Consider the following 25,173-nt stretch of genomic DNA (forward strand, 5'->3'; position numbering starts at 1 on the left):
CATGCGCATTCCCATTCCCGTCCCGACACGCGGCGCACGACTGCGGCTGTACGGCATCGTCTTCATCGCGGTCATCGCGCTTCTGCTGTCGCTGTCGGTCGCCGTCTACCAGCAGATGTTCGTCTCCGTCGTACGGATCACGCTGGAGGCCGACACCCTGGGCAACCAGCTGGACCCGCGGGCCGACGTCAAGCTGCGCGGGCTGCTGGTCGGCGAGGTACGCGAGGTCCGGGCCGACGGCGAGAAGGCGACGCTCGACATCGCTCTCAAGCCGGAGCACGTCTCCCGCATCCCTGCCGATGTGCACGCGCGGCTGCTGCCCAAGACGCTGTTCGGCGAGAAGTACGTCGATCTGGTCGCCCCGCGCGGCTCCGCGGGGCGGCACATCCGCGCCGGGGACGTCATCACCCAGGACCGCACCGAGGCCGGCATCGAGCTCCAGCATCTGATGAACGACCTGCTGCCGCTGCTGCGGACCGTTCGGCCCGCCGAACTCAATGCCACGCTGTCGGCGTTCGCCACCGCGCTCGACGGGCGCGGCGACCAAATCGGCGCCAACCTCACCCGTTTCGAGCGCTATCTCAGCCGGCTCAACCCGCACATGCCGTCCATCAAGGAAAACATCTCGCGGTTCGCCGATGTGACCGCGGTGTACGGGGACGCGGCACCCGATCTGCTGAGGATCCTGCGGAACACCGTCACCACCAGCCGCACTGTCGTCGAGCAGCGGGACCAACTGGCCTCCGCGCTCACCGCGACCGCCGACGCCGCCGGCACCGCGGACGGGTTCTTCACCGAGAACGAAGGACGGCTGATCACCCTCGGCCGCGTCTCGCGCCCCACGCTGGCCCTGTTCGCCCGCTACTCGCCGGTCTACCCCTGCCTCCTGGACGGCCTGGTGAAGCAGGACGCGGCGGCCGAAGAGACCTTCAGGGGCGGAGAGATGCGCATCACCCTCGAATTCGTCCGCCCTCGGCCCGCGTACAAACCCGGTGAGGAACCGCGCTATGCAGAACGTTCAGGACCCGACTGCAGGGGGCTGCCCAACCCCCGGGTGCCCGCACCGGACACAAAGCTCAATGACGGTACGTCGGCGCACGGCTCGGGAGGCGGCACCAATAGTGCTGTGTCCGCCACCGAGGCCGAGCAGCGTGCGGTCGGCTCACTCGTGGCGCCCGTCATGGGAGTTCCGGCCGACCGGGTGCCGGCCGTCGCGACACTGCTCTTCGGCCCGATGGCCCGCGGAACGGCGGTGAGCGTCGCATGACGAAGTCAGGAGCCATCCAGACCACGGCCCCGCTGATCAAGTTCATTCTCTTCGCCGTGGTGACGGTGCTGGTGACGGCGATGCTCGCGGCCACCATCGTCAACCTCTCCTTCACCCCGCAGGAGACGTACCGCGCGGTGTTCAGCGACGTCACCAGCCTGGAGGAGGGCGACGACATCAGGGTCGCCGGAGTGCGGGTCGGTGAGGTCGAGGACATCAGGATCAAGGGCGGCAGCATCAAGGACCGCACGCTGGCGGAAGTCACCTTCACGGTCGACCAGAACCGTCCGCTGTTCTCCAGCACCGGCGCCGTCATCCGCTACCGGAATCTGGTCGGACAGCGGTACATCGCGCTGACGGAGGGCGCCGGTAACGGCACGCCGCTGCCGCCCGGCGCCCGGATCCCGCTGGCCAGGACCCAGCCGGCGCTCGATCTCAACGCGCTGCTGAACGGATTCAAGCCGCTCTTCGCCGCACTGAGCCCCGACGACATGAACCAGCTCGCCACCGAGATCATCAAGACCCTGCAGGGAGAGGGCGGGACGGTGAAGAGCCTGCTCGCCCACACCGCCTCCCTGACCACCACACTCGCCGACCGCGACAAGCTCGTCGGGTCCGTGATCGACAACCTCAACGAGGTGCTGAAGACGCTGGACAAGCGCGGCGCCCGCTTCTCCGGACTGCTCAAGCAGTTGCAGCGGCTGATCTCCGGGCTGTCCGCCGACCGCAAGCCCATCGGCGAGTCGCTGACCAGCATCGGCCAACTGACCGAGGCAACTTCGGGCCTGATCGAGGACGCCCGCCCGCCGCTGAAGGACGACATCGCCGAGCTGACCGACCTCACCGGAACGCTGAACAAGAACGAGAAGACCGTGGAGGGCGTGCTGAAACGGCTGCCGAACAAGCTGAACAAGTTGACGGGGACGGCGTCGTACGGCTCCTGGTTCAACTTCTACCTCTGTGACTTCGACGGCCGGATCGTGCTGCCGAAGACCAGGCAGGTGCTCACCCCTGAGCTCCATGTCGCGAGGGCGAGGTGCGGCCAGTGATCCCCTTCCGTGAGCGCAACCCCGTGGTGATCGGGGCGGTCGGCATCTCCACGCTCGCGCTGCTGGCCGTCGCGGCGTTCAACGCCGACAGCCTCCCGCTGATCGGCAACGGCGAGACGTACAGCGCGGCGTTCTCGGAAGCGGGCGGCCTCAAACCCGGCGACGAGGTGCGCATCGCCGGGGTCAAGGTCGGCAAGGTCGACGAGGTCGATCTGGACGGCGACCATGTGAAGGTGACCTTCAAGGTCAAGGGGGACCCGGAGTTCGGCACGAGGACCGGCGCGGCCATCCGGATCAAGACGATCCTGGGCTCCAAGTACCTCGCGCTGCAGCCGAAGGGGGCAGGGCAGCTACCGCCGGGCAGCGAGATCCCGCTGAACCGTACGGTTCCGGCGTACGACGTCGTGACGGCGTTCAGTGATCTGACCACCACGACGGAGAAGGTCGACATGGACCAGCTGGCGAAGGCCATGGACACCATCTCCGCCACCTTCAAGGACTCGCCGGCCGACGTGCAGGCATCCATCAAGGGGCTTTCGAGGATCTCCCGTACGGTGGCGTCCCGCGACGAAGCCCTGCGTGAACTTCTCAAGCACGCCAACGGGGTCACGGGCGTTCTCTCCGAACGTTCCGGCGACTTCTCCCGGGTGGTCAAGGACGGCGACAAGCTGTTCCGGGAGATCACCAGGCGGCGTGCGGCGATCCATACGCTGCTCAAGAGTTCGGCCGCGATGGGCATCCAGCTCTCCGGCCTCGTCGAGGACAACCGCAAGGAGATCGGCCCGGCGCTCAAGGGCCTGAACACGGTGGTCACCATGCTCGAACGCAATCAGGCCTCCCTCGACCGCAGTGTCAAGCTGCTCGCCCCCTATGTACGGGTGTTCACCAACACTCTCGGCAACGGCCGCTGGTTCGACAGCTACATCCAGAACATGGTCGCCGCTCCGGTGGAGCCGCGGACGGGAGGCTCACGATGAACGTCCGCCTGAGAGGGCGTGTGCCCGGGCACGTGCACCGGATCGAGCCGCCCGCGTCACGCCTGCGCCGGATCCGGGAGTCGGCGAGGGTCCGGCTGTCGGCGGGGCGCCTGCGCAGGGTCCGGCTGCCCGAGTCACGCCTGCGCCGGGTCGCGCTGCTCGTCGCGCTGGTACTGGTGGCCGCCTCGGTCGTCGCGCTCTGGCCGCGTCCGGAGAAGGTCCAGGTCACGGCGTACTTCCCGCGCACGGTGGGCATCTACCCCGGCTCGGACGTACGCGTCCTCGGTGTCCGGATCGGCGAGGTCAAGAAGATCACGCCGAGCGGCAACCGGGTGCGGGTGGAGCTGGAGTACGAGGCCGGGCGCAAGGTCCCCGCCGACGCCAAGGCCGCGATCATCAACTCCTCGGTGGTCAGCGACCGTTACGTACAGCTGCTGCCGGTGTACCGGAGCGGGCCGGCGCTGAAGGACGGTGCCGTCATCCCCGAGGACCGGACGGCCGTCCCGGTCGAGCTGGACCGCGTCTTCGACAGCCTCCACACGACGGCCGAGGCGCTCGGTCCGCGCGGGGCCAACACGGACGGTTCGCTGTCCCGGCTCCTCGGGGTGAGCGCGGACAACCTCCAGGGCCAGGGGAAGCAGATGCACCAGACGGTGGAGGATCTGTCGCTGGCGGTCGGCACGCTGTCCGACGGCCGGAAGGACCTGTTCGGCACCGTACGGAATCTTCAGGTGTTCACGGCTGTTCTGGCGGCCGACGACGACAGTGTCCGTTCCTTCAACGACAGCCTCGCCAAGGTGGCCGACCAGCTGGCCGGGGAGCGCAAGGACCTCGCGGCGGCGCTGCGGCACCTGGGCGTGGCGCTGCGCGATGTGACGGAGTTCGTCAAGGCGAACAAGAAGTCGCTGACGGCCGATGTGAAGGGCCTGAGCAAGGTCACCAAGGTGCTCGTCACCCAGCGGGCGGCGCTGGCCGAACTGCTGGAGGTCGCCCCCACCGGGCTGTCCAATCTGCAGAACGCCTACAACCCGTCCTCCGGCACCCTCGACACCCGTAACAACCCGGACCACCCCCAGGACCCGGCCGCGCTGCTGTGCTCGGTCCTGAAGACGACCGGCGACTCCGGTGGGAAGAACCCCGACTGCCGGGATCTGGAGAAGCTGTTCGACTCCCTTCCGAAGCTGTCGCCGAACGTGCCGACCGCGGGCACGGGACCGGTGGACAAGACCCTCGGCGGAATCCTGGAGGCCCGTGCATGAGCGCGCTGCGCAAGGGGAGGGCAGCCGCCTGGGCGGCCGTCGGCTCGCTGTTGATTTCCGGCTGCGACATCAACGGGTGGTACGACGTCGACCTGCCCGGCGGCGCCGCCTCGGACGGCAATGCCTTCAAGGTCACCGTGGAGTTCAGGGACGTCCTCGATCTGGTTCCGCAGTCGTCCGTGAAGGTCAACAACGTCACGGTGGGCGCCGTCGAGAAGGTGGAACTGGCCGGCTGGCACGCCAGGGTGCGGCTGCGGGTCGCCGATTCGGTGAAACTGCCCGCCAACGCGGTGGCCGAGCTGCGGCAGACCAGCATGCTCGGTGAGAAGTACGTGGCGCTGTCCGCCCCGGCGGGTACCGCGCCGGTCGGCAAGCTCGCCGACGGCGCCCGGATCCCGCTGTCCCGCAGCGGCCGCAACCCGGAGATCGAAGAGGTGCTGGCCGCGTTGTCGGCTCTGCTCAACGGCGGCGGAGTGGCGCAGCTCAAAACCATCACCGTGGAGCTGAACGAGGCCCTGGCGGGCCGGGAGAACCGGGTCAAGTCCCTGCTCACCGAGCTGGACACCTTCCTCGGCGGTCTCGACAGCCAGCGCGCGGAGATCATCCGCGCGCTGAACGGCATCGACCGGCTGTCCAAGCGACTCGCCAAGGAGAAGACGACGGTCGCCCAGGCCGTCGACACCATGCCGCCCGCGCTGAAGGTGCTGGCCGACCAGCGCAAGAACCTGACACGGATGCTCACGTCCCTGTCGAAGCTGGGCACGACGGGCACCCGGGTGATCAAGGCCTCGCGGGACGATGTGGTCGCGAATCTGACGAGCCTGCGGCCGATCCTGGAGCAGTTGAACAAGGCGGGCAACGACCTGCCCAACGCCCTGGAACTCATGACGACGTATCCGTTCCCGCGCAGTGCGACGAATGCCATCAAGGGCGACTACGTCAATCTCAAGATCACCGCCGATCTGGATCTCGCGAGCATCTACGGCAACCTCGGCGACGGGAACGGGAACGGGAAGCCCAAACCCCCGGCGAAGCCCGGAGTTCCGGAAGTGCCGGGCGTCCCGGAGGTGCCCGAGGTGCCAGGAGTTCCCGGCCTGCCCCGACCCTCCACACCGACGTCCGGGCCAGGTGTTCCGGGCACTCCGAACGACCCGTCGGCCCCCGGCGATCCGCTGTGCCCACCGGTGTGCACCAGCGGCTACGCCTCGTACGACGAACCCACCGAAAACACCGAAAACGCCGACGGCTACCCGCCCGGAGTCGATTTCGCTCTCGCGGAGCTCATGCTGAAGGGGATGCAGCCGTGATCACACGCAGCGTCAAGGCGCAGTTGGTCGCCTTCGCCGTCGTCACCGCCGTCGGCGTGTCCTACGTCGGCGCCCAGTACACGGGGCTGTCCGAAGCGGTCCTCGACCGCGGGTACACCGTGCGGGCCGACTTCGCCGCGTCCGGCGGCATCTTCAAGGGTGCCGAGGTCACCTATCGCGGAGTGCCGGTGGGCCGGGTCGGCGAGCTGCGGCTGACCGGCTCGGACGGCGTGTCGGTGGCGCTGGACATCGAGGACGGACAGCGGATACCGGCGGACACCCTGGCCGTGGTTGCGCACCGTTCGGCTGTCGGCGAGCAGTACGTCGATCTGCAGCCACGCGTTTCCAGCGGCCCCTATCTGAAGGACGGCAGCAGGATCGCCCGCGGTGACACGCGGGTGCCGCTGCCGTCCACGGACCTCGTCCTGAGTGTGGACCGCCTGGTGAAATCCGTCGGCAAGGAAGATCTGCGGATCACGGTCGACGAGCTGGGCAAGGCCTTCGCGGGCACCGGCCCGCACCTGAGCCGGCTGGTGGACTCGGGCAACCGGCTGATCGAGTCGGCGTCCGACTCGCTCCCGCAGACCATCACGCTGATCGAGGACTCGCGCGTGGCCCTCAAGACGCAGTCCGACAAGGGCTCGGCCATCAAGTCGTTCTCCCGCGACCTGGCGGACCTCACCGCCGAGTTGAAGTCCAGTGACGGTGACATCCGCAGGCTGACCGGCGCGGGCGCGCCCGCGGCGAACGAGCTGAACTCGCTGCTGAAGGCCAACCGGACGCATCTTCCGGTGCTGTTGGGCAATCTCATCAGCGGCGGCCAGATCACGGTGGCGCGGCTGCCGGGCGTCGAGCAGTCGCTCGTCACCTTTCCCGTGGTGGTCGCGGGCAGCTTCACCGTGATCCCGGGCGACGGCACCACCCACTTCGGCATGGTCGTCAATGCCGACGAGCCGCCGGCGTGCCGGCAGGGCTACGGGACACAGCGCCGCGACCCCGCGGACACGAGCGAGCGTCCGGCGAACACCGCCGCACGCTGCACGGCCCCGCGCGGCGGCAAGACCTCGGTCCGCGGCGCACAGAACGCGCCCGGAGCCTCGGGTTCCAGCGGGGCCGGCCCGGCCGCGTTCATCACCCCCTACGACCCGGAGACCGGCGCCGCAGCCGGCCCGGACGGATCGTTCGTCGAGATCGGCTCGACGGGCGGAGAACAGAATGTGTTCGGAAAGGACTCGTGGCAATGGCTGCTCGTCGGACCGATGGCATGACCGGCGGTCGCGTCGCGCACGCGACACGGCGGCTGCGCGAACTGGGTATCAGACTGGTCGAGGCCGCACGGCGCGGGAGGGCACTGCCCGCGACGCTCGCAGCGGCGACGGCCGTGACAACGGTGCTGAGCGTGTGGCTGGCTGTCCAGGTGTACGAGCAGCGCGCGGAGGAGCAGCGGCATCAGGCCATTCTGGCCGCGGCACGCCAGTCGGCGCTGAACTTCACCTCGCTCGACTACCGGCACTACGCACGGGACAGTCAGACCGTGCTGAAGGGCTCCTCCGGCGACTTCAAGGAACAGTTCGCGGCGCAGACCGCGGAGCTCACGAAGCTGGTGGCCGCGAACAAGTCGGTCTCCGAGGGCCAGGTGCTCGAAGCGGGCATCACCCGGGCCGACGAGAAAACCGCCCGGGTCCTGGTGGTCGCCGACAGCAAGGTGACCAACACCGCCGCCCCCCAGGGGCAGGCTCGCACCTACCGGCTGCAGCTCGACCTTGTACTCGAGAACGGTCGCTGGCTGACGTCCAACGTCGAGTTCGTCGGCTGACCGCGTCGCCCGGACACACCCCGTACCACCAGTGAGGAGAGACACCGTGGCGAACCCCAGCACGCGGAGCCGCCGCGCCGGCTCACCCGGAAGCCGGTCCTTGGCCGCGGCCGCCCGCGCCGCAGCCAGACGCGCCGAGCGCACCGGCCCCGACTCAGGTCCTGAATCCGCTCCCGACTCAGGTCCTGAATCCGCTCCCGGCTCAGGTCCTGACTCCGGTCTCGACTCTCGTCGCGACTCCGCTCCTGACTCCGGTCTCGACGACATGCAGGTCCCGGCCCTGGTGGGCGTCGGACGGGTCCTGCAGACGGAGGACCCCGTTGAGGAACGCCCTGGGGGGCGGCGGCGCGGACTCGTAACCGCTGTGCTCGCCGTCCTGGTCGTGGCGGGGCTGGTCGCAGTCACGGTGCTCGGGTGGAAGTACGGGGACGCCCGGCAGACGGAACGGGCGCGGGCACAGGCACTGGCGACCGCGCAGAAGGCGGCTCCCGTGATCCTGTCGTACGACCACCGGCATCTGGACCGGGATTTCGACGCGGCGCGCGCCCACCTCACGGGTTCCTTCCGTGACGAGTACCGGCGGACGACCACGAAGGTGGTGGCCCCGACCGCCAAGAAGTACAAGGGCGTGGTCAAGGCGACGGTGGTGAAACCTGCGGGCGGCGGCGCGCCGGCGGCATCGGTGGTGTCGGCCTCACCGGACCGGGCCGTCGTGCTGCTCTTCGTCAACCAGGTCACCAGCAGCACCCAGATTTCCGGCCCCCGCGTGGACCTGAACCGGGTACGGATGACCCTCACGCTCACCTCCGGGGGCTGGAAGGTGAGCGCGGTCGACGCTCTGTAGCGCCCGTACGCGCCCCGCCGCGCGGGCCGTACCCACCCGAGATCCACCAGTGCCTCCCGAGCCGGGACGGCGGAAGCCTGAACAGGCCTTCCGCCCCCGCTCGGGAGGCTCTTTTTGTGGGCCCGCCCTTGACAGCACTCCCGCCCGCCAGGCAATCTTCCGTTAAGCAGAAACTTACTTCCGCAATACGGAAGGAGCGCACCCCTTATGGGATACACGGACCAGCGCTTCGATGTGAACCTTTCGATCCTCTTCACGGAACTCCCGCTCCTGGAGCGCCCGGCGGCCGCGGCCGCCGCCGGCTTCACCGCGGTCGAGCTGTGGTGGCCGTGGATCGAGGCCCCCGTCCCGCCGCAGGCCGAGCTCGACGCCCTCAAGAAGGCGCTCGACGACGCCGGCACCCAGCTCGTGGGCCTGAACTTCTACGCCGGGCAGCTGCCGGGCCCCGACCGCGGCGCGCTCTCCGTGCCCGGCAAGGAGTCCGACCGCTTCCGCGCCAACATCGACGTGGCCGCGGAATTCGCCGCCTCGGTCGGCTGCAAGGCCCTCAACGCTCTGTACGGCAACCGCGTCGAGGGCATCGACCCGCAGATCCAGGACGCATTCGCCCTGGAGAACCTGGTGCTCGCCGCCCGCGCCGCCGACCGGGTAGGCGCGATCCTGCTGGTCGAGACCCTGAACAAGCCCGAGTCCCCGCTCTACCCGCTGGTGAGCGCCCCGGCCGCGATGGCGATCGTCGACAAGGTGAACGTGGCGACGGGCCTCGGCAACGCGAAGTTCCTCCTCGACATCTACCACCTGTCGATGAATGGCGAGGACGTCAGCCAGGTCATCACGGCGTACGCCGACAAGACCGGCCACGTCCAGATCGCGGACAACCCGGGCCGCGGCGCCCCGGGCACCGGCTCGCTGCCGCTGGAACAGCTGCTCGACGAGCTGACGAAGGCCGGTTACGACGGCTGGATCGGCCTGGAGTACAAGGCCGGCGACCGCCCGAGCGCGGAGTCCTTCGACTGGCTCCCGGCCGAGGCCCGAGCGGCCCGCTGAACTCGCAGACGCAACAAGCTTTCAGGAAGGCACCCTCATGAGCACTCTCGCTGATTCCTCCCGCCCTGCCCCCGCTGGCTCCTCCAGCCCGGCCCGCGCTGGCTCCTCCCGCCCGGCCCGCGCTGGCTCCTCCCGCCCGGCCCGCCCTGCGATTGCCTGGATCGGCCTCGGCATCATGGGCTCCCCCATGTCCGAGAACCTCCTGAAGGCGGGTTACGACGTCACCGGCTTCACGCTGGAGCGGGACAAGCTGGACCGGCTGGCCGCGGCCGGCGGCAGCGCCGCGTCCTCGATCGCCGAGGCCGTCAAGGACGCCGACGTCGTCATCACGATGGTGCCCGCGTCCCCGCAGGTCGAGGCCATCGCGTACGGCCCCGACGGCATCCTGGAGAACGCGAGGCCGGGCGCCCTGCTGATCGACATGTCCTCGATCACCCCGCAGACCTCGGTGGACCTGGGCAAGGCCGGTACGGAGAAGGGCATCCGCGTGCTGGACGCCCCGGTCTCCGGCGGCGAGGCCGGCGCGATCGAGGCCGTACTGTCGATCATGGTCGGCGGCGAGCAGGCCGACTTCGACAGCGCCAGGCCGATCCTCGAGGCCCTCGGCAAGACCATCGTGCTGTGCGGCCCGCACGGCTCCGGCCAGACGGTGAAGGCCGCCAACCAGCTGATCGTCGCGGTCAACATCCAGGCCTGCGCCGAGGCCGTGGTCTTCCTCGAGAAGTCCGGCGTGAACCTCCAGGCGGCCCTGGACGTCCTCAATGGCGGTCTGGCCGGCTCGACCGTGCTGACCCGCAAGAAGGACAACTTCCTCAACCGGGACTTCAAGCCCGGCTTCCGGATCGAGCTGCACCACAAGGACATGGGCATCGTCACCGACGCCGCCCGCAATGTCGGCGCCGCACTGCCCGTCGGCTCGGTGGTCGCCCAGCTGGTCGGCTCGCTGCGCGCCCAGGGCGACGGCGGCCTCGACCACTCCGCCCTGCTGCGCTCCGTCGAGCGTCTCTCCGGCCAGCAGGTCTGACTCCCAGATTTCCGGGCGGCGTTGGCGCTGACACCTGTCCTGTCGCGCCCAGGCGCCGGCGCCGCCCGGAACACCACCCTTCATTTTCAACAAACTGTTGACGTGATCTTCGAGTCGAATTTACGCTCCTCGCACCGCCAGCAGCTCCAGCACGGAAGGTCAATCCCGCCACCATGACGCAGCGTGTGCTTACGACCGAGTCAGGCGCCCCGGTCGCCGACAACCAGAACTCCGCCACCGCCGGCGTCGGTGGCCCCCTCCTCCTCCAGGACCAGCACCTGCTGGAGAAGCTCGCCCGCTTCAACCGGGAGCGCATCCCGGAGCGCGTCGTGCACGCCCGCGGCTCCGGCGCGTACGGCTACTTCGAGGTCACGGACGACGTCACCGGCTTCACCAAGGCGGACTTCCTGTCCGAGGTCGGCAAGCGCACAGAGACGTTCATCCGCTTCTCCACCGTCGCCGATTCGCTGGGTGGCGCGGACGCGGTCCGTGACCCGCGCGGCTTCGCGCTGAAGTTCTACACCGAGGACGGGAACTACGACCTCGTCGGCAACAACACCCCGGTGTTCTTCATCAAGGACCCGGTCAAGTTCCCGGACTTCATCCACTCGCAGAAGCGCGACCCGTTCACGGGCAAGCAGGAGCCGGACAACGTCTGGGACTTCTGGGCGCACGCCCCCGAGGCGACGCACCAGGTGACCTGGCTGATGGGCGACCGCGGCATCCCCGCCTCGTACCGCCACATGAACGGCTACGGCTCGCACACCTACCAGTGGACGAACGCCGCCGGCGAGGCCTTCTTCGTCAAGTACCACTTCAAGACGAACCAGGGCATCCGCTGCCTATCGTCCGAGCAGGCCGCAGAGACCGCGGGCAAGGACGGCAACAGCCACCAGACGGACCTGCTGCAGGCGATCGAGCGCGGTGTGAACCCGTCCTGGACCCTGTACGTCCAGCTCATGCCGGCCGCCGAGGCGGCTGAGTACCGCTTCAACCCGTTCGACCTCACCAAGGTGTGGCCGCACAGCGACTATCCGCTGCAGCGCGTGGGCCGCCTGGTCCTGGACCGCAACCCCGACAACGTCTTCGCCGAGGTCGAGCAGGCGGCGTTCTCGCCGAACAACTTCGTGCCCGGCATCGGTCCTTCGCCGGACAGGATGCTCCAGGGCCGGCTGTTCGCCTACGCGGACGCGCACCGCTACCGCCTGGGCGTCAACCACACGCAGCTGGCGGTGAACGCACCGAAGGCTGTGCCTGGGGGGTCTGCCGACAACTACGGCCGCGACGGTCTGATGGCCACGCGCAACGGCTCGCGCCACGACAAGAACTACGAGCCCAACTCGTACGCCGGTCCCGCGCAGACGGACGCCGCCCTGTCGGCCCCGCTCGCCGTCCAGGGCTGGACGGGCACCCACGCGACCCCGATCCACGTCAAGGACGACGACTTCTTCCAGGCGGGCGAGCTGTACCGGCTGATGTCCGAGGAGGAGAAGTCCCGCCTGATCGCCAACATCGCGGGCGGCCTCTCGCAGGTCACCCGCGACGACGTGATCGAGAAGAACCTCGCCCACTTCCACGCCGCCGACGCCGACTACGGCAAGCGTGTCGAGGAGGCGGTCCGCGCCCTGCGCGAGGACTGAGCGAACGGCAACACCTGAGCTGCGTCCGGGACATGACGGGAAATCATGCCCGGGCGCGAGCCCGCGCCGCGGACCCGGATGAGGGGTGGTCACGTGGAGCGGGCGGAGGCGAGGACCGCGGCGGCAGGCGATGCCAGTGCGGTGGTGAAGGTCCGCGGGTTCTCTTTCTGACCTGAAGGAAGGGAGCCCGGGGAGCAATCTCCGCCGCCGCGGTCCCAGCCCGAAGCGCCCCACGCAGACCATTTCTACGTGCCGCCCTCGCACCGCTCGGCCACTGGGGGGCCTCTCGCACGCGGCGGAGCCGCTCATGTCACAGCGAGCGGCTGCGCCGGACTCCGTCCGTCGTGACGCAATTCCGCCACGCAGTCTCCGCCCGGCCGTGCGAACGACCTGTCTCGGCAGCCTCGCACCGTCGGGCGGCCACAACTCCTCCTCCAAGGCCTGACCTTCACAAAGAAGGTCAGGCCTTGACTGTTCTCGCCGCCTCCAGCAGGGCGGTCACCCTCGCACGCAGCGTCCCCGGGCCGGGCATGCGAGACGGCCCCCGCCCCGACTGTGTGTCAGGGCGGGGGCCGTTCATCCCCCGACGTCAGGTACGTCAGACCTTCAGCGGCTTGATCGCCGTCGGCGCGTGGCCCGGCTCCGTGGCCAGTTCCTCGAACTCGACGACATTGCTGATGTCCGCCGTCGTGCTCATCGAGATGTTGGTGATCCTCTCCAGGATCGCCTCCACGACGACCGGCACCCGGAACTCCGCGGCCAGCTTCTTGGCCTCCTCGAAGGCCGGCAGCAGCTGGTCCGGCTCGGTGACCCGGATCGCCTTGCAGCCCAGGCCCTCGACGACCTTGACGTGGTCGACGCCGTAGACACCCAGCTCCGGGGCGTTGATGTTCTCGAACTCCAGGTTGACCTGGAAGTTGATGTCCAGGCCGATCTGCGCCTGCCGGATCAGGCCCAGGTAGGAGTTGTTCACCAGAACATGGACGTACGGGATCCGGTGCTGCGCGCCGACCGCCAGCTCCTCAATCATGAACTGGAAGTCGTAGTCGCCGGACAGGGCGACGACCGGCGACTCCGGGTCCGCGGTGGCGACGCCGAGCGCGGCCGGGATCGTCCAGCCGAGCGGGCCCGCCTGACCGCAGTTGATCCAGTGGCGCGGCTTGTAGACGTGCAGCATCTGCGCGCCGGCGATCTGGGAGAGGCCGATGGTGGTGACGTACCGGGTCTCCGGGCCGAAGGCCCTGTTCATCTCCTCGTACACGCGCTGCGGCTTCAGCGGCACATTGTCGAAGTGCGTACGGCGGTGCAGCGTGGCCTTGCGCTCCTGCGTGGCGGCGACCCACTCGGCGCGTTCGGGGAGCTTGCCCGCGGCCTTCAGCTCGCGAGCCACCTCGACGAAGAGCTCCAGCGCGGCCTTGGCGTCGGAGGCGATCCCGTAGTCCGGGGCGAAGATCCTGCCGATCTGGGTCGGCTCGATGTCCACATGGACGAACTTGCGGCCCTTGGTGTAGACGTCGAGCTTGTAGCCGGTGTGGCGGTTGGCCCAGCGGTTGCCGATGCCCAGGACGAAGTCGGACTCCAGGAAGTTCGCGTTGCCGTAGCGGTGCGAGGTCTGCAGGCCGACCATGCCGGCGTTGAGCTCGTGGTCGTCCGGGATGGTGCCCCAGCCCATCAGGGTCGGGATGACCGGCGTGCCGGTGAGCTCGGCGAACTCGACCAGCAGGTCGGAGGCGTCGGCGTTGATGATGCCGCCGCCGGCGACGATCAGCGGGCGCTCCGACTCCAGGAGGAAGGAGATCGCCTTCTCGATCTGGGCGCGGCTGGCGGACGGCTTGTAGACGGGCAGCGGCTCGTACGTCTCCGGGTCGAACTCGATCTCGGTCAGCTGGACGTCGATCGGCAGGTCGATGAGGACCGGTCCCGGACGGCCCGAGCGCATCAGGTGGAAGGCCTGCTGGAAGACGCCGGGGACCTGCGCGGCCTCCAGGACTGTCGTCGCGGCCTTGGTGACCGGTCCCGCGATCGAGGCGATGTCGACGGCCTGGAAGTCCTCCTTGTGGATCACGGAGGTCGGCGCCTGGCCGGTGATGCACAGGATCGGGACCGAGTCACCGATGGCGGAGTACAGGCCGGTGATCATGTCGGTGCCCGCCGGGCCCGACGTGCCGATGCAGACACCGATGTTGCCGGCGCCCGCGCGGGTGTAACCCTCCGCCATGTGGGAGGCGCCTTCGACATGGCGGGCAAGCGTGTGGTCGATGCCGCCGGCGGCCTGGAGGGCCTTGTAGAAGGGGTTGATGGCCGCGCCCGGCACACCGAACGCGTTCGTGACGCCTTCGCGCTTGAGGATCTCAACTGCCGCTCGGGCAGCGGTCATACGAGGCATGGATGCTCCTGCTTCGGCCAGGCGGAGTCGGACTCTTTCGCGTCACTCGAGAGCTTTGATTCCGTAATGCGGAAGTATAGTTCTGCTATACGGAAGCAATGTAGGATGCGTACGGAACGGCGTCAAGGGATGGCCGAAGTCCCTCCCCAAGGCCTTGCGCTTGGTGGACGATGTACGCCAGTACGAGGGGAAGGGGGACCCGCGGTGGCCGAGACCGTGCGGGTGCGCTGTCCGTCCTGCCGGCGCGACCATCTGTACGCAGCGCAGGTCTATCCGTGCGCGTGCGGCGCCCCGATCGCCCCGCCGCTGCTGCGCGCCGCCCCCGCGGAGCCGATCACACACCGCACCTGGACGGACGACTGGGTGACGGTCCGCTGCCAGGAGTGCGGCCGCCAGGACCAGTGGCCCCAGCCGGAGCTCGGCTGCCTGTGCGGCACGGTGCTGCGCGTCCCGGTCCGCCCGGTGAGCGCCCCCGCCCCGGCCGCGCCCGACTCGACGGCGTCATTGGCGGCACGCCCGTCGCACATCCGGCTGCCGAGCACCGCGACAGCCGTGGTGCGCCCCTCTTTCCGCCCGGTCACGATCCGCACCGCGCGGGACGCGGTGACCGCGGCCGCGCTCTATCTGAAGTGGCTGGGGTTCCGGGACGTCGTGCAGCCGGAGGTCCGGCCCTCGTCCGGAATAGATCTGCGCGGCCCTGGCCTGGTCGCCCAGGTCGACCCGTCCACCCGCCCCGCCACGCTGCGCGATGTCGAGTGCCTGTGGCTGAACGGGCTGAGCATCTCGGCGTCGAGCGTCTTCTTCTCACTCGCGGGGTACGCGGACGACGCCAGGTCCCGCGCGGACGATCTCGGCATCCCGCTCTTCGTCATGGACCTCACGGGCAGCCCGCAGCCGGTCAACGGCCCGGCGGACGAACTCGTCTCCACCGGCGTCTGACACGGCTCTCGCCACGACGCCACGACGCCTCAGGGGCGCGGGCTGCGGCGCCTGAAACGGCTGGGCCATACTCCCCATATGCGTATCCGACCGGCCGCACTTGCCGAACTCCCCCTGCTCCAGGACATCGAGAGGGCGGCCGGCGAGCCCTTCCGCGGCCTCGGCATGGCGGTGATCGCCGACGACGAGCCCCCGGCACTCGACCTGCTGGAGCGCTACCGCCGCCTGGGCCACGCCTGGGTGTCGGCCGACGCCGCCGACCGTCCGGTCGCGTATCTGATCTCCGACACGATCGACGGCGCTGCCCATATCGAGCAGGTCTCGGTCCACCCGGCCGCCGCCCGCCGGGGGCTCGGCAGCGCCCTGATCGACCACCTCGCCGCTTGTGCGGCCGCCGACGGGCTGACGGCTCTCACCCTCACCACCTTCGCCGAGGTCCCGTGGAACGCGCCGTACTACACACGCCTGGGCTTCCGCTCGCTGGCCGATGCCGAACTCACCGAAGGACTGCGGGAGATCAGACGCGCGGAGGCCCGGCACGGCCTGGACCACTGGCCGCGGGTGTGTATGCGCCGGGAGCTCGCCGGCGCTCCTCCGCGGAGCCGTACCGCCGGCGCAGCTCCACCTTTCTGACCTTCCCGCTCACCGTCATCGGGAAGTCGGCGAGGATCTCGAGACGGCGCGGGATCTTGTAGTGCGCGAGCTGTTCCCGGCAGAACGCGGCGATCTCGTCCAGGGTCGGCGGGTCCCCCGGATCGCGGGGGACGACGCAGGCCAGGATCTCCTCGCCGTAGCGCTCGTCGGGGACGCCGACCACCTGGACGTCCGCGATCTTGGCGTGGCCGTACAGAAACTCCTCGATCTCACGCGGATAGACGTTCTCACCGCCCCTGATGATCATGTCCTTGATCCGGCCGACGATCTGGACGTAGCCGTCCTCGCGCATCACCGCCAGGTCGCCGGTGTGCATCCAGCGGCCCGCGTCGATGGCCTCGGCGGTCTTCTCCGGCTCGTTCCAGTAGCCGAGCATCACGCTGTAGCCGCGGGTACGCAGCTCACCGGCCTCGCCGCGGGACAGGGTCACACCGGTGACCGGGTCGACGATCTTGACCTCGACATGGGGCAGCACCCGGCCCACCGTGCCGGTGCGGCGCTCCAGATCGTCGTCGCGCCGGGTCTGGGTGGAGACCGGCGAGGTCTCCGTCATGCCGTAACAGATCGACACCTCCGCCATGTTCATCTCTGCGACGACCCGCTTCATCACCTCCACCGGGCAGGGCGAGCCCGCCATGATGCCGGTGCGCAGGGTGGACAGGTCGTACGAGGCGAAGTCCGCGAGGTTCAGCTCGGCGATGAACATCGTCGGGACGCCGTAGAGCGAGGTGCAGCGCTCGTCGGCGACCGCGCTGAGGGTGGCCGTCGGATCGAACGAGGGAGCCGGGATGACCATGCACGCGCCGTGCGAAGTGGCGGCGAGATTGCCCATGACCATGCCGAAGCAGTGATAGAAGGGCACCGGCAGACAGATCCGGTCCTGCTCGGTGTAGGCGATCATCTCCCCCACGAAATAGCCGTTGTTGAGGATGTTGTGGTGGGAGAGCGTCGCGCCCTTGGGGAAGCCGGTGGTGCCCGAGGTGTACTGGATGTTGACCGGGTCGTCGCAGGACAACTCGGCCTCGCGGGCGGCCAGTTGCTCGTCGGTGACCGTACCGGCCGCGTCCAGGAGGACGTCCCAGGAGCCGTCCTCGATGTAGTGGACGGCCCGCAGCTCGGGGCAGCGTGGGCGCACCTGCTCCACCAGTGCCCGGTAGTCGCTGGTCTTGTGCTGCTGCGAGGCGCACAGCACCGAGATCCCGGCCTGTTTCAGTACGTACTCGAGCTCGTGTGCCCGGTACGCCGGATTGATGTTCACCATGATCGCGCCGATCCGGGCGGTGGCGTACTGCACGAGCACCCACTCGGTGCAGTTGACCGCCCAGATCCCGACCCGGTCGCCCTTGGCGACCCCGGTCCCGAGCAGCCCGCGCGCCAGTTGGTCCACCGCCGAGCCGAATTCGGCGTACGTCCAGCGGGTGCCCGCGGGCACGTCGACCAGCGCCTCGCGGTCGGGGTACGCGGCGATCGCCCGGTCGAGGTTCTGGCCGATGGTGTCACCGAGCAGCGCCGTCGTGCCGGTGCCGTGCGCGTAGGAGAGCGTCACCGCAGGTCCCCCTCGTCGTACTCGGCCGCCGAGCCGTCCGCCGTACGCTCCCGCAGCTCGATCCGGCGGATCTTCCCCGAGACGGTCTTGGGCAGCTCCGCGAACTCAAGACGGCGGATGCGCTTGTACGGGGCGAGGACGGAGCGCGAGTGCTCGAAGAGCAGCTTCGCCGTGCCGGGGCCCGGCTCCCAGCCCTCCGCCAGCACGATGTACGCCTTCGGCACGGCGAGCCGCACCGGGTCGGGTGCGGGCACCACCGCCGCCTCCGCCACCGCCTCGTGCTCCAGCAGCGCGCTCTCCAGCTCGAACGGCGAGATCTTGTAGTCGGACGCCTTGAAGACGTCGTCGGAGCGCCCGACGTAGGTGATGTATCCGTCGGCGTCACGCGCGCCGATGTCGCCGGTGCGGTAGAAGCCGCCGGCCATCGCCTCGGCCGTACGCTCCGGGTCCCCGTGGTACCCGGTCATCAGGCCGACAGGATGACCGGACAGGTCCAGCGAGATCTCACCCTCCGTGGCGCCCGGCTCGCCCGTCACCGGGTCCAGGAGCACCACCCGGTAGCCGGGGCTCGGACGGCCCATGGAGCCAGCCTTCAGCAGCTGACCTGGGCTGTTGGAGACCTGCACGGCCGTCTCCGTCTGCCCGAACCCGTCCCGGACGGTGACGCCCCACTCGCGTCGTACGGTCTCGATGACCTCGGGGTTGAGCGGTTCTCCGGCCGCGACCACCTCGCGCGGCGGCGTACGCAGTTGGCCGAGGTCCGCCTGGATCAGCATCCGCCACACGGTGGGCGGGGCGCAGAAGCTGGTCACTCCCGCGCGGTCCATCTCCGCCATCAGCCGGGCCGCGTCGAAGCGCGTGTAGTTGTGGATGAAGACGGTCGCCTCGGCGTTCCAGGGCGCGAAGAGATTGGACCAGGCGTGCTTGGCCCAGCCGGGCGAGGAGATGTTCAGATGCACATCGCCGGGCTTGAGCCCGATCCAGTACATGGTCGCCAAGTGGCCGACGGGGTACGAGAGATGGGTGTGCTCGACCAGTTTGGGGCGGGCGGTCGTGCCGGAGGTGAAGTAGAGCATCAGCGGGTCGTGGGCGTGTGTGACACCGTCGGGCTCGAAGTCATCCGGCGTGGAGAACGCCCCGTCGAATTCGAGCCAGCCCGGCACGCCGGCCGCGCCCCGCTCCGCCACCGCGATTCTGGTGTAGTCCCCCGGCACCTCGGCGAATTTGGCGGTGTCCGCCTCCCGCACGATGACGTGCCGGGCGCGTCCGCGTTCGATGCGGTCACTGAGGTCCAGCGGGCCGAGCAGCGGGGTAGCCGGGATGACGACCGCCCGCAGCTTCATCGCGGCAAGCGCGATCATCCACAGTTCCTGCTGGTTGCCGAGCATCACGAGGATCCGGTCCCCGGCTCGTACGCCCTGGGCCCGCAGCCAGTTGGCGACCTGGTTCGAGCGTACGGACATCTCACTGAACGAGACGGTGATCTCGCTGCCGTCCTCCTCGACGATGTGCAGCGCGGTCCTGTCGTTGCCGGTGGCGATCTCGTCGAACCAGTCCAGCGCCCAGTTGAAGCGCTCGGGCCGCGGCCAGGCGAAGCCTGCGTACGCCGTCGCGTAGTCCTCCCGGTGCTCCAGCAGAAAGTCCCGGGCTGCCCGGAAACCTTCCGCCGCGCTGCCTGAAGTCATGTGTCCATACCTTTCTTGGTGGGTTCGTTTCCGGTCATTCGTAAGATCGGGAAGCCCAGGGGCTCTGGGTGTGGCTGTCATGTGGCTGCCGCTTGTGGCTCAGGAGGACTGGCCGCCCGGAGCCCCGCGACGACTCGGCCACTCATTGGGATGCGCGAACTGAATCGCTGGGTATGGACACGTCGGCGAGGTCCTCCTTATTGCGGGACCGGCTACCGACATCGTGTAATCAGTGACTCAGGTCTCACTACCCCCGTACGGGGGTGACCCCGCACGGAGGAAGAGGACGTGCACGAGCCGGCCGATGCGGTGGAGATGCGAGCGGCGCTGCTGCGGCTGCGCCGGACGACCGGGCTGCCGGTCGCCTTCGGCGGTCTGCTGCACGACGCACGCCGGCTGCGGATCGCCGAACTGAGCGGCGCGGCGACTGGCGCACTGCGGGGCCTCGGGATCTGCGCGGGCAACGGCCTCGGCGGCAAGTCCATGGCGCTGTCCCGGCCGTGCGCGGTGACCGTGGTCGTACGGCGCAAGGTACGGGGCGTGCTCTACGGCGCGCTGCGTGAGCCGACGGCGATCGGCGACCGGACCTTCGATGCCGCGGTGGCGGCGGCGCGCGATGTGGAGCAGGCGCTGGTCGTACGGGACGAGGTGCAGCGGCTGCTGGCGGCGGCGCGGGAGCCGGTGGCGGGTGCCGGGGCGTGGGAGGAGGTCCGCGAGGCGCACGGCGAGCTGCGGGCGCTGGCCCCGCGGATCGTCGACCAGGCGCTGCGGGAGACGCTGCTGTCGGTCTGCGGCCGGCTGGCGACCGCGGCGGGAGGCCGGCCGCGCGAGCACACGGTCACGCTGACGCCGCGCGAGCTGGACGTGGTGGCGTGCGTCGCGGCGGGCTCGACGAACGCGGCAGCGGCCGAGCGGCTCGGTCTGAAGCCGGAGACGGTGAAGGGCTATCTGCGGTCCGCGATGCGGAAGTTGGGGGCGCACACCCGACTGGAGGCGGTGGTGGCGGCGCGGCGCGCGCGGCTGCTGCCGTAGCCGCCTCCGGGGGCTTGCCCCCGCCCCTTCCCGAAACCGGGGCTCCGCCCCGGACCCTCCCCACTACGCCCTGGCGGGCGCGGGGCTTCCACGCCTCAAACGCCGGCGCGGCTTGTTCTCGGGTCTCCGCCCCGGGCCCCGCTCCTCAATCGCCGGAGGGGGCTTGATTCTCAAGCCCGTCCGGCGATTGAGGACAACGCCCGAAGGGCGTACTGGGGGTCCCCCCACGCCCGCAGGGCGTAGGGGGCGGGTCTGGCGGGGAGGGGAACAAACCGCCGCCCCGCTCTGGGCGCGCCCCCAAACAGTCAGGTTGAATGAGCCCATGGTGTCGACAGACCGTTTCCTCGCATTCGCCGCGATGTCGCTCCTGGTGATCGTGATCCCGGGCCCGAGCGTGCTCTTCGTGATCGGCCGGGCTCTCGCCCACGGCCGCCGGACTGCGGTGGCCACCGCCCTGGGCAATGTCTTCGGCTCGTACATCCTCGTCGTGGCCGTCGCGCTGGGCGTCGACGCGCACCTGGTTCGCCCGCTCCGAGCGCCGGCTGTCGATGGTGGGCGGCGCGGGCGGGTTCGCGATGATCGGCCTGGGCGTGACGGTGGCGGCGACGGGCCGCGCGGACTGACTCCCGCTTCCCGCTGATTCCCGCTACTCGCTGAAGGTCCCGAAGCGGATGTCGTGCGCTCCGGCCGAGGACATGGCGGTGAGCATCCGCTCCCCCTCCTCGGCCACGGCGCCCTGCTGCGCACGGGTCAGCGTCCCGAAGGCCTGGACGGTAACGGTCGCGGTCTCGTCGGTCTCGGTCAGCCGCCAGATCCCGGCGAGGTAGCCGTCGACGAGGAGGGTCGAGTACGCCTGGTTGCCCTTCCAGGTGCTCGTCCTGTACTCCTCGGGCACGAGGCGGCTGCGGTCCGCGTGCGAGAGCAGCAGATTGTCGAACTCGGGCAGGAAGCGGGGCGGCGCCGGGGTCCCGGGGTCCGGCCGGGGCCCGTCGGGGAGGTCGAAGAGCTCGACGCCGTGCTCGTCCTGGAAGACGGCCAGCTGCGGCCGCAGCCGCTCGAAGACCTCCCGCATCCGGGTCAGCCCGGCCCAGATCTGCATGTCCTTGACGGAGGCGGGGCCGAAGGCCGCGAGGTAGCGGAGCACGGTGGCGTCGGGCGCGGGCGCGGGCTCCGCCCTCCGGCCGAACCAGTGCTCGGCGGTGGTGAGCGTGACCTGGCCGCTACTGCCCCACAGGCCGCGCGGGGTGACCTGCACCAGTGGCAGTACGCAGCGGGCGGCGACGGACAGGGCGAACGGATCGGCGTCCGGCCACTGTTTCAGCAGCGCCTCGCGCAGTTCCTTCATGGTCCGGGGCTGCTCCTCGACCAGCTCACGGCTGAGGGCGCCGAGCCGGGCCAGATCGACCCCGGCCAGGCCCGCCCGGAACTGCTTGAGCTCCCTGTCGCGTGCGGCCTGGACCAGCGGCCGCAGGGTGAGGCAGTCCTCGGCGGTGTGCGTATGGATGGTGGAACGCATGGTGACCAATCGCGCGACCTCGCGGGATGCCATCAGCGCGGAGAGCGCTGCGGGGTCGAAGCCGTCCAGCCGGGCGGCGAGGGCGTAGTACGGCGGCTTCACGTTCTGCGCCTGGAGGCCGACGAGGTGCTCGACGGCGCCCTTGACGGACATCGCGGACTTGGGGGCGCGGCGCAGCAGGAGCTGACGCTGAAGCGTTGCGCGGTTGAGGGCGCGGTTGCCGAGTACGGGATACGTCGTCTTCGAGGCCATGCGCCACACGCTACTCAGGCTTGCGGACAACTCCTGTCCGCAATGAGGGGGCCCTTTCGCTGCCCCGTCATGCCGGGGCAATTCGACGCGGATATCCTGCTCCGAGGCCGCAAGGGCGCACGGTACGGGTTCGATGTGGAGGTGAGACCCGCGATGCCGCTGTCCCCCAAGAAGCACCAATGGCGCCGCCGGCCCCTGCCGCCCACGAGCCCGCCGTCAAAGGACCCCGCGACCGCCGAGCCTGCCGCCCCCGCCCCCGTACACAAGGACCAGGGCAGCGTCGTCCAGGCCGCGCTCTACCGCGAGGGCAACCGCGTCGCGACGCCCGACTCGCTCGCCGAGACCTTCCGCAAGCTGCGCGAGTTCCCCGACGGCATGGCGTGGATCGGGCTGCACCGCCCCACCGAGGCCGAAGTCCATTCGCTCGCCGCCGAGTTCGACCTGCATGAACTCGCCGTCGAGGACGCCCTGGAGGCCCACCAGCGCCCGAAGCTCGAACGGTACGGCGACACCCTGTTCGTGGTGCTGCGCGCCGCCCGCTATCTCGACGCCCAGGAGGAGGTCGAGTTCGGCGAGCTGCACGTCTTCCTGGGCAAGGACTTCCTGATCACGGTCCGCCACGGCGCGGCCCCCGACCTGTCCGCGGTACGCCGCCGCATGGAGGAGACGCCGGAGCTGCTGGCCCTCGGCCCGGAGGCGGTGCTGTACGCGATCCTGGACGCCGTGGTCGACGGCTACGCCCCGGTGGTGGCGGGCGTGCAGAACGACATCGACGAGATCGAGACCGAGGTCTTCAGCGGCGACCCCGCGGTGTCCCGCCGTATCTACGAACTCTCGCGCGAAATGGTCGAGTTCCAGCGCGCCACCCGTCCCCTGGTCGGCATGCTGCACGCCCTGATGGCGGGCTTCGCCAAGTACGACACGGACGAGGAGCTGCAGCGCTATCTCCGTGACGTCGCCGACCACGTCACGCACACGAGCGAGCGCGTGGACGGCTTCCGCCAGGCGCTCACGGAAATCCTCACGGTGAACGCGACGCTGGTGACGCAGCAGCAGAACGCGGAGATGCGGGCGCTGGCGGAGGCGGGCTTCGAGCAGAACGAGGAAATCAAGAAGATCTCGAGCTGGGCGGCCATTCTCTTCGCCCCGACGCTGGTCGGCACGATCTACGGCATGAACTTCGAGACGATGCCGGAGCTGAGCTGGGACTTCGGCTACCCGTTCGCGATCTGCCTGATGGCGGTCGTGTGTGTGAGCCTGTACTTCATTTTCAAGCGTCGCGACTGGCTCTAGATCTGGAGGGACGAGCGGACTGCCGACAGCGCGCCGCATGACCCGAATGGCGCGGCGCGCTGGTTCATCGGCGGCGGTAAGGCCGCTACGGGTGCAGCACGACCTTCGTGTAGCCCTCGATCCGCTTGTCGAACTTGTCGTACGCCGACGGCGCCTGGTCCAGCGGCAGTTCATGCGAGACGACGAAGCTCGGCTTCGCCCGGCCCTCGATGATCATGTCGCGCAGGTACCGGTTGTAGCGCTTCACGTTGCACTGCCCCGTCCCCATCTTCAGGCCCTTCTCGAAGAGCTTGCCGATCGAGACAAGGAGCATGCCGTGCTTGGCCTGCTCGTCAGGGCCTCCGGGGTCGGCCGGGACGTAGAGGCCCGGCACCCCGAGCATTCCGGTGGGCCGGACCGTGCCGACGAGCGAGTTCAGGACGGTCGCCGGCTCCTCGCGGTCAGTGCCGTGCGCCATCGCCTGGTAGCCGACGGCGTCCACACCCTTGTCCGTGCCGACACCCTCGGTCTGATCCTTGATCTGCTCCACGGGATCGCCCTCGGCGAAGTTGATCGGAACCGCGCCGATCTCCCGGGCCTTCTCCAGCCGCTCGGGAACCCGGTCCACGACGAACACCTTCTTCGCGCCGCGCAGCATGGCCGAGTAGGCGGCCATGAGCCCGACCGGCCCGCCACCGTACACGGCAACGCTCTCGCCCGGGCGGACCTGGGCGAGTTCACAGCCGTGATAGCCGGTGGGGAAGATGTCGGCGAGCAGCATGAAGTCGGTCTCGTTCTCGTTTCCCTCCGGCAGCTTCAGGCAGTTGAAGTCGGCGTAGGGAACGCGCAGGTATTCCGCCTGGCCGCCCGGCCAGGGCCCCATGGCGACATAGCCGTAAGCGCCGCCCGCGAAGCCGGGATTGACGGTCTGACAGAATCCGGTAAATCCCTCGACACAATTGGTGCAGAACCCGCAGGCGACATTGAAGGGCATCACCACGCGGTCGCCTTTCTTGAGCGAGGTGACGCCCTGGCCGATTTCCTCGATGATTCCCATGTTCTCGTGGCCGAAGACTATGCCGGGCTCGGCCGCGGTACGGCCCTCGTACATGTGCAGGTCGGAGCCGCAGATCGCGGTGGAGGTGACCCGTACGACGACGTCGTTCGGGTGCTGAATTTTGGGCTTTTCAACATCTTCTACCGCAACGGTGAACGGTCCCTTGTATACGACAGCTTTCATGGCTGCCACCTCCGCTCGGCGTGCACGTATGATTCCCTCCCCGCCCGCGCTATTTCGCGTGACCCATCTCTCATGATTCTCCGGCCTGCGCCGACAGACAACCCGGTAATCTCGAGAGGAATATCTTCCCTGGTGTCGTGCCGGGAAAAGGAAGGAAGGGAGGGCGAGGAGTGGCAGCACAACGGCTCGGGACCCTGCTCGTCCCCGTACCCGGCCTGTCCGGCACTACGTACCCGCCCGGAACGACGGTGACTGTCCGCGGTCGCGGCGCGACTGTCGATGCCTTCGTCAACGGCGACTGGCTTCCGCTGTCGTGGTGGGAGTTCTCCGACGGCCTCCGCGAGGACATCGCCGACCGCTGACCCCGCCGCGTGGGGAGCACCCCCCGCCGTCTCGCGGACACTGCCCCACGATCACCCAC

General features: G+C 69.3%; 21 protein-coding genes and 1 pseudogene. 17 read left to right on the plus strand and 5 right to left on the minus strand.

Going from position 1 to position 25,173, the window contains the following annotated elements; translation table 11 throughout:
• Position 1 precedes the first annotated feature (1 nt).
• The 11 genes from QFZ67_RS07880 to QFZ67_RS07930 all read left to right on the plus strand — a co-directional run bounded on the left by QFZ67_RS07880 (position 2) and on the right by QFZ67_RS07930 (position 12,230).
• A complete protein-coding gene (locus tag QFZ67_RS07880; RefSeq protein WP_307660378.1) occupies positions 2–1,267 on the plus strand; it encodes an MCE family protein in 1,266 nt (421 codons plus the stop codon).
• Positions 1,264–2,316 carry an MCE family protein gene (locus QFZ67_RS07885; RefSeq protein WP_307660379.1) on the plus strand — a complete coding sequence of 351 codons (1,053 nt, stop codon included), beginning with the start codon at positions 1,264–1,266 and terminating at the stop codon, positions 2,314–2,316. The genes QFZ67_RS07880 and QFZ67_RS07885 overlap by 4 nt, the downstream gene beginning before the upstream one ends.
• On the plus strand, positions 2,313–3,293 hold the full coding sequence (locus tag QFZ67_RS07890; protein ID WP_307660380.1) for an MCE family protein: 981 nt from the start codon (positions 2,313–2,315) through the stop codon (positions 3,291–3,293). The genes QFZ67_RS07885 and QFZ67_RS07890 overlap by 4 nt, the downstream gene beginning before the upstream one ends.
• The gene (locus QFZ67_RS07895; protein ID WP_307660381.1) at positions 3,290–4,552 is read left to right on the plus strand and encodes an MCE family protein; all 1,263 of its coding nucleotides are present in this window, start codon (positions 3,290–3,292) and stop codon (positions 4,550–4,552) included. Before QFZ67_RS07890 ends, QFZ67_RS07895 begins: the two co-directional genes overlap by 4 nt.
• Positions 4,549–5,859, plus strand: a complete 1,311-nt coding sequence (locus QFZ67_RS07900) for an MCE family protein (RefSeq protein ID WP_307660382.1) — start codon at positions 4,549–4,551, stop codon at positions 5,857–5,859. The genes QFZ67_RS07895 and QFZ67_RS07900 overlap by 4 nt, the downstream gene beginning before the upstream one ends.
• A complete protein-coding gene (locus QFZ67_RS07905; RefSeq protein ID WP_307660383.1) occupies positions 5,856–7,127 on the plus strand; it encodes an MCE family protein in 1,272 nt (423 codons plus the stop codon). The genes QFZ67_RS07900 and QFZ67_RS07905 overlap by 4 nt, the downstream gene beginning before the upstream one ends.
• On the plus strand, positions 7,100–7,675 hold the full coding sequence (locus tag QFZ67_RS07910) for a hypothetical protein (protein WP_307660384.1): 576 nt from the start codon (positions 7,100–7,102) through the stop codon (positions 7,673–7,675). Before QFZ67_RS07905 ends, QFZ67_RS07910 begins: the two co-directional genes overlap by 28 nt.
• 46 nt (positions 7,676–7,721) lie before the next feature.
• Positions 7,722–8,519 carry a hypothetical protein gene (locus tag QFZ67_RS07915; RefSeq protein ID WP_373429964.1) on the plus strand — a complete coding sequence of 266 codons (798 nt, stop codon included), beginning with the start codon at positions 7,722–7,724 and terminating at the stop codon, positions 8,517–8,519.
• A gap of 207 nt (positions 8,520–8,726) precedes the next feature.
• Positions 8,727–9,566, plus strand: a complete 840-nt coding sequence (locus QFZ67_RS07920; RefSeq protein WP_307660386.1) for a TIM barrel protein — start codon at positions 8,727–8,729, stop codon at positions 9,564–9,566.
• 37 nt (positions 9,567–9,603) lie between these two features.
• Positions 9,604–10,590 (plus strand): 2-hydroxy-3-oxopropionate reductase, encoded by a 987-nt coding sequence (locus QFZ67_RS07925; RefSeq protein ID WP_307660387.1) that lies wholly within the window; start codon positions 9,604–9,606, stop codon positions 10,588–10,590.
• A gap of 173 nt (positions 10,591–10,763) precedes the next feature.
• Positions 10,764–12,230, plus strand: coding sequence for a catalase (locus QFZ67_RS07930; protein ID WP_307660388.1), 1,467 nt, complete (start codon positions 10,764–10,766; stop codon positions 12,228–12,230).
• 598 nt (positions 12,231–12,828) lie between these two features.
• Here QFZ67_RS07930 and gcl read toward each other — a convergent pair.
• Complete coding sequence (gene gcl, locus QFZ67_RS07935) at positions 12,829–14,607, minus strand: glyoxylate carboligase (RefSeq protein WP_307660389.1); 1,779 nt, start codon at positions 14,605–14,607, stop codon at positions 12,829–12,831.
• Between the two features lie 213 nt (positions 14,608–14,820).
• On the opposite strand from gcl, the gene QFZ67_RS07940 reads away from it, so the two are divergent.
• Both QFZ67_RS07940 and QFZ67_RS07945 read left to right on the plus strand, forming a co-directional pair.
• On the plus strand, positions 14,821–15,555 hold the full coding sequence (locus QFZ67_RS07940) for a hypothetical protein (protein WP_307660390.1): 735 nt from the start codon (positions 14,821–14,823) through the stop codon (positions 15,553–15,555).
• Between the two features lie 78 nt (positions 15,556–15,633).
• On the plus strand, positions 15,634–16,188 hold the full coding sequence (locus tag QFZ67_RS07945; RefSeq protein ID WP_373429965.1) for a GNAT family N-acetyltransferase: 555 nt from the start codon (positions 15,634–15,636) through the stop codon (positions 16,186–16,188).
• Here QFZ67_RS07945 and QFZ67_RS07950 read toward each other — a convergent pair.
• Together QFZ67_RS07950 and QFZ67_RS07955 are read right to left on the minus strand one after the other, a co-directional pair.
• Complete coding sequence (locus QFZ67_RS07950; RefSeq protein ID WP_307660391.1) at positions 16,073–17,755, minus strand: AMP-binding protein; 1,683 nt, start codon at positions 17,753–17,755, stop codon at positions 16,073–16,075. The genes QFZ67_RS07945 and QFZ67_RS07950 overlap by 116 nt on opposite strands.
• Entirely contained in the window at positions 17,752–19,440 is a 1,689-nt protein-coding gene (locus tag QFZ67_RS07955) for an AMP-binding protein (protein ID WP_307660392.1), read from the minus strand. Before QFZ67_RS07955 ends, QFZ67_RS07950 begins: the two co-directional genes overlap by 4 nt.
• A gap of 288 nt (positions 19,441–19,728) precedes the next feature.
• On the opposite strand from QFZ67_RS07955, the gene QFZ67_RS07960 reads away from it, so the two are divergent.
• Together QFZ67_RS07960 and QFZ67_RS07965 are read left to right on the plus strand one after the other, a co-directional pair.
• Positions 19,729–20,472 (plus strand): response regulator transcription factor, encoded by a 744-nt coding sequence (locus QFZ67_RS07960; protein WP_307660393.1) that lies wholly within the window; start codon positions 19,729–19,731, stop codon positions 20,470–20,472.
• 322 nt (positions 20,473–20,794) lie between these two features.
• A pseudogene (locus tag QFZ67_RS07965) lies at positions 20,795–21,095 on the plus strand (hypothetical protein).
• Between the two features lie 23 nt (positions 21,096–21,118).
• On the opposite strand, the gene QFZ67_RS07970 reads toward QFZ67_RS07965, so the two are convergent.
• A complete protein-coding gene (locus QFZ67_RS07970) occupies positions 21,119–22,240 on the minus strand; it encodes a winged helix DNA-binding domain-containing protein (protein ID WP_307660394.1) in 1,122 nt (373 codons plus the stop codon).
• A 153-nt stretch (positions 22,241–22,393) separates the two neighbouring features.
• Here QFZ67_RS07970 and QFZ67_RS07975 point away from each other — a divergent pair, with 153 nt between their 5' ends.
• Positions 22,394–23,533, plus strand: a complete 1,140-nt coding sequence (locus QFZ67_RS07975) for a magnesium and cobalt transport protein CorA (protein ID WP_307660395.1) — start codon at positions 22,394–22,396, stop codon at positions 23,531–23,533.
• 85 nt (positions 23,534–23,618) lie between these two features.
• Here the strand turns inward: QFZ67_RS07975 and QFZ67_RS07980 are convergent, their stop codons facing one another.
• Positions 23,619–24,752: a glutathione-independent formaldehyde dehydrogenase gene (locus QFZ67_RS07980; protein ID WP_307660396.1), complete on the minus strand. Its 1,134-nt coding sequence runs from the start codon at positions 24,750–24,752 to the stop codon at positions 23,619–23,621.
• 170 nt (positions 24,753–24,922) lie between these two features.
• On the opposite strand from QFZ67_RS07980, the gene QFZ67_RS07985 reads away from it, so the two are divergent.
• Positions 24,923–25,114 carry a hypothetical protein gene (locus tag QFZ67_RS07985; protein WP_030931808.1) on the plus strand — a complete coding sequence of 64 codons (192 nt, stop codon included), beginning with the start codon at positions 24,923–24,925 and terminating at the stop codon, positions 25,112–25,114.
• Positions 25,115–25,173: the final 59 nt, after the last annotated feature.

It is taken from the genome of Streptomyces sp. V1I1, assembly GCF_030817355.1.
Lineage (GTDB): Bacteria > Actinomycetota > Actinomycetes > Streptomycetales > Streptomycetaceae > Streptomyces.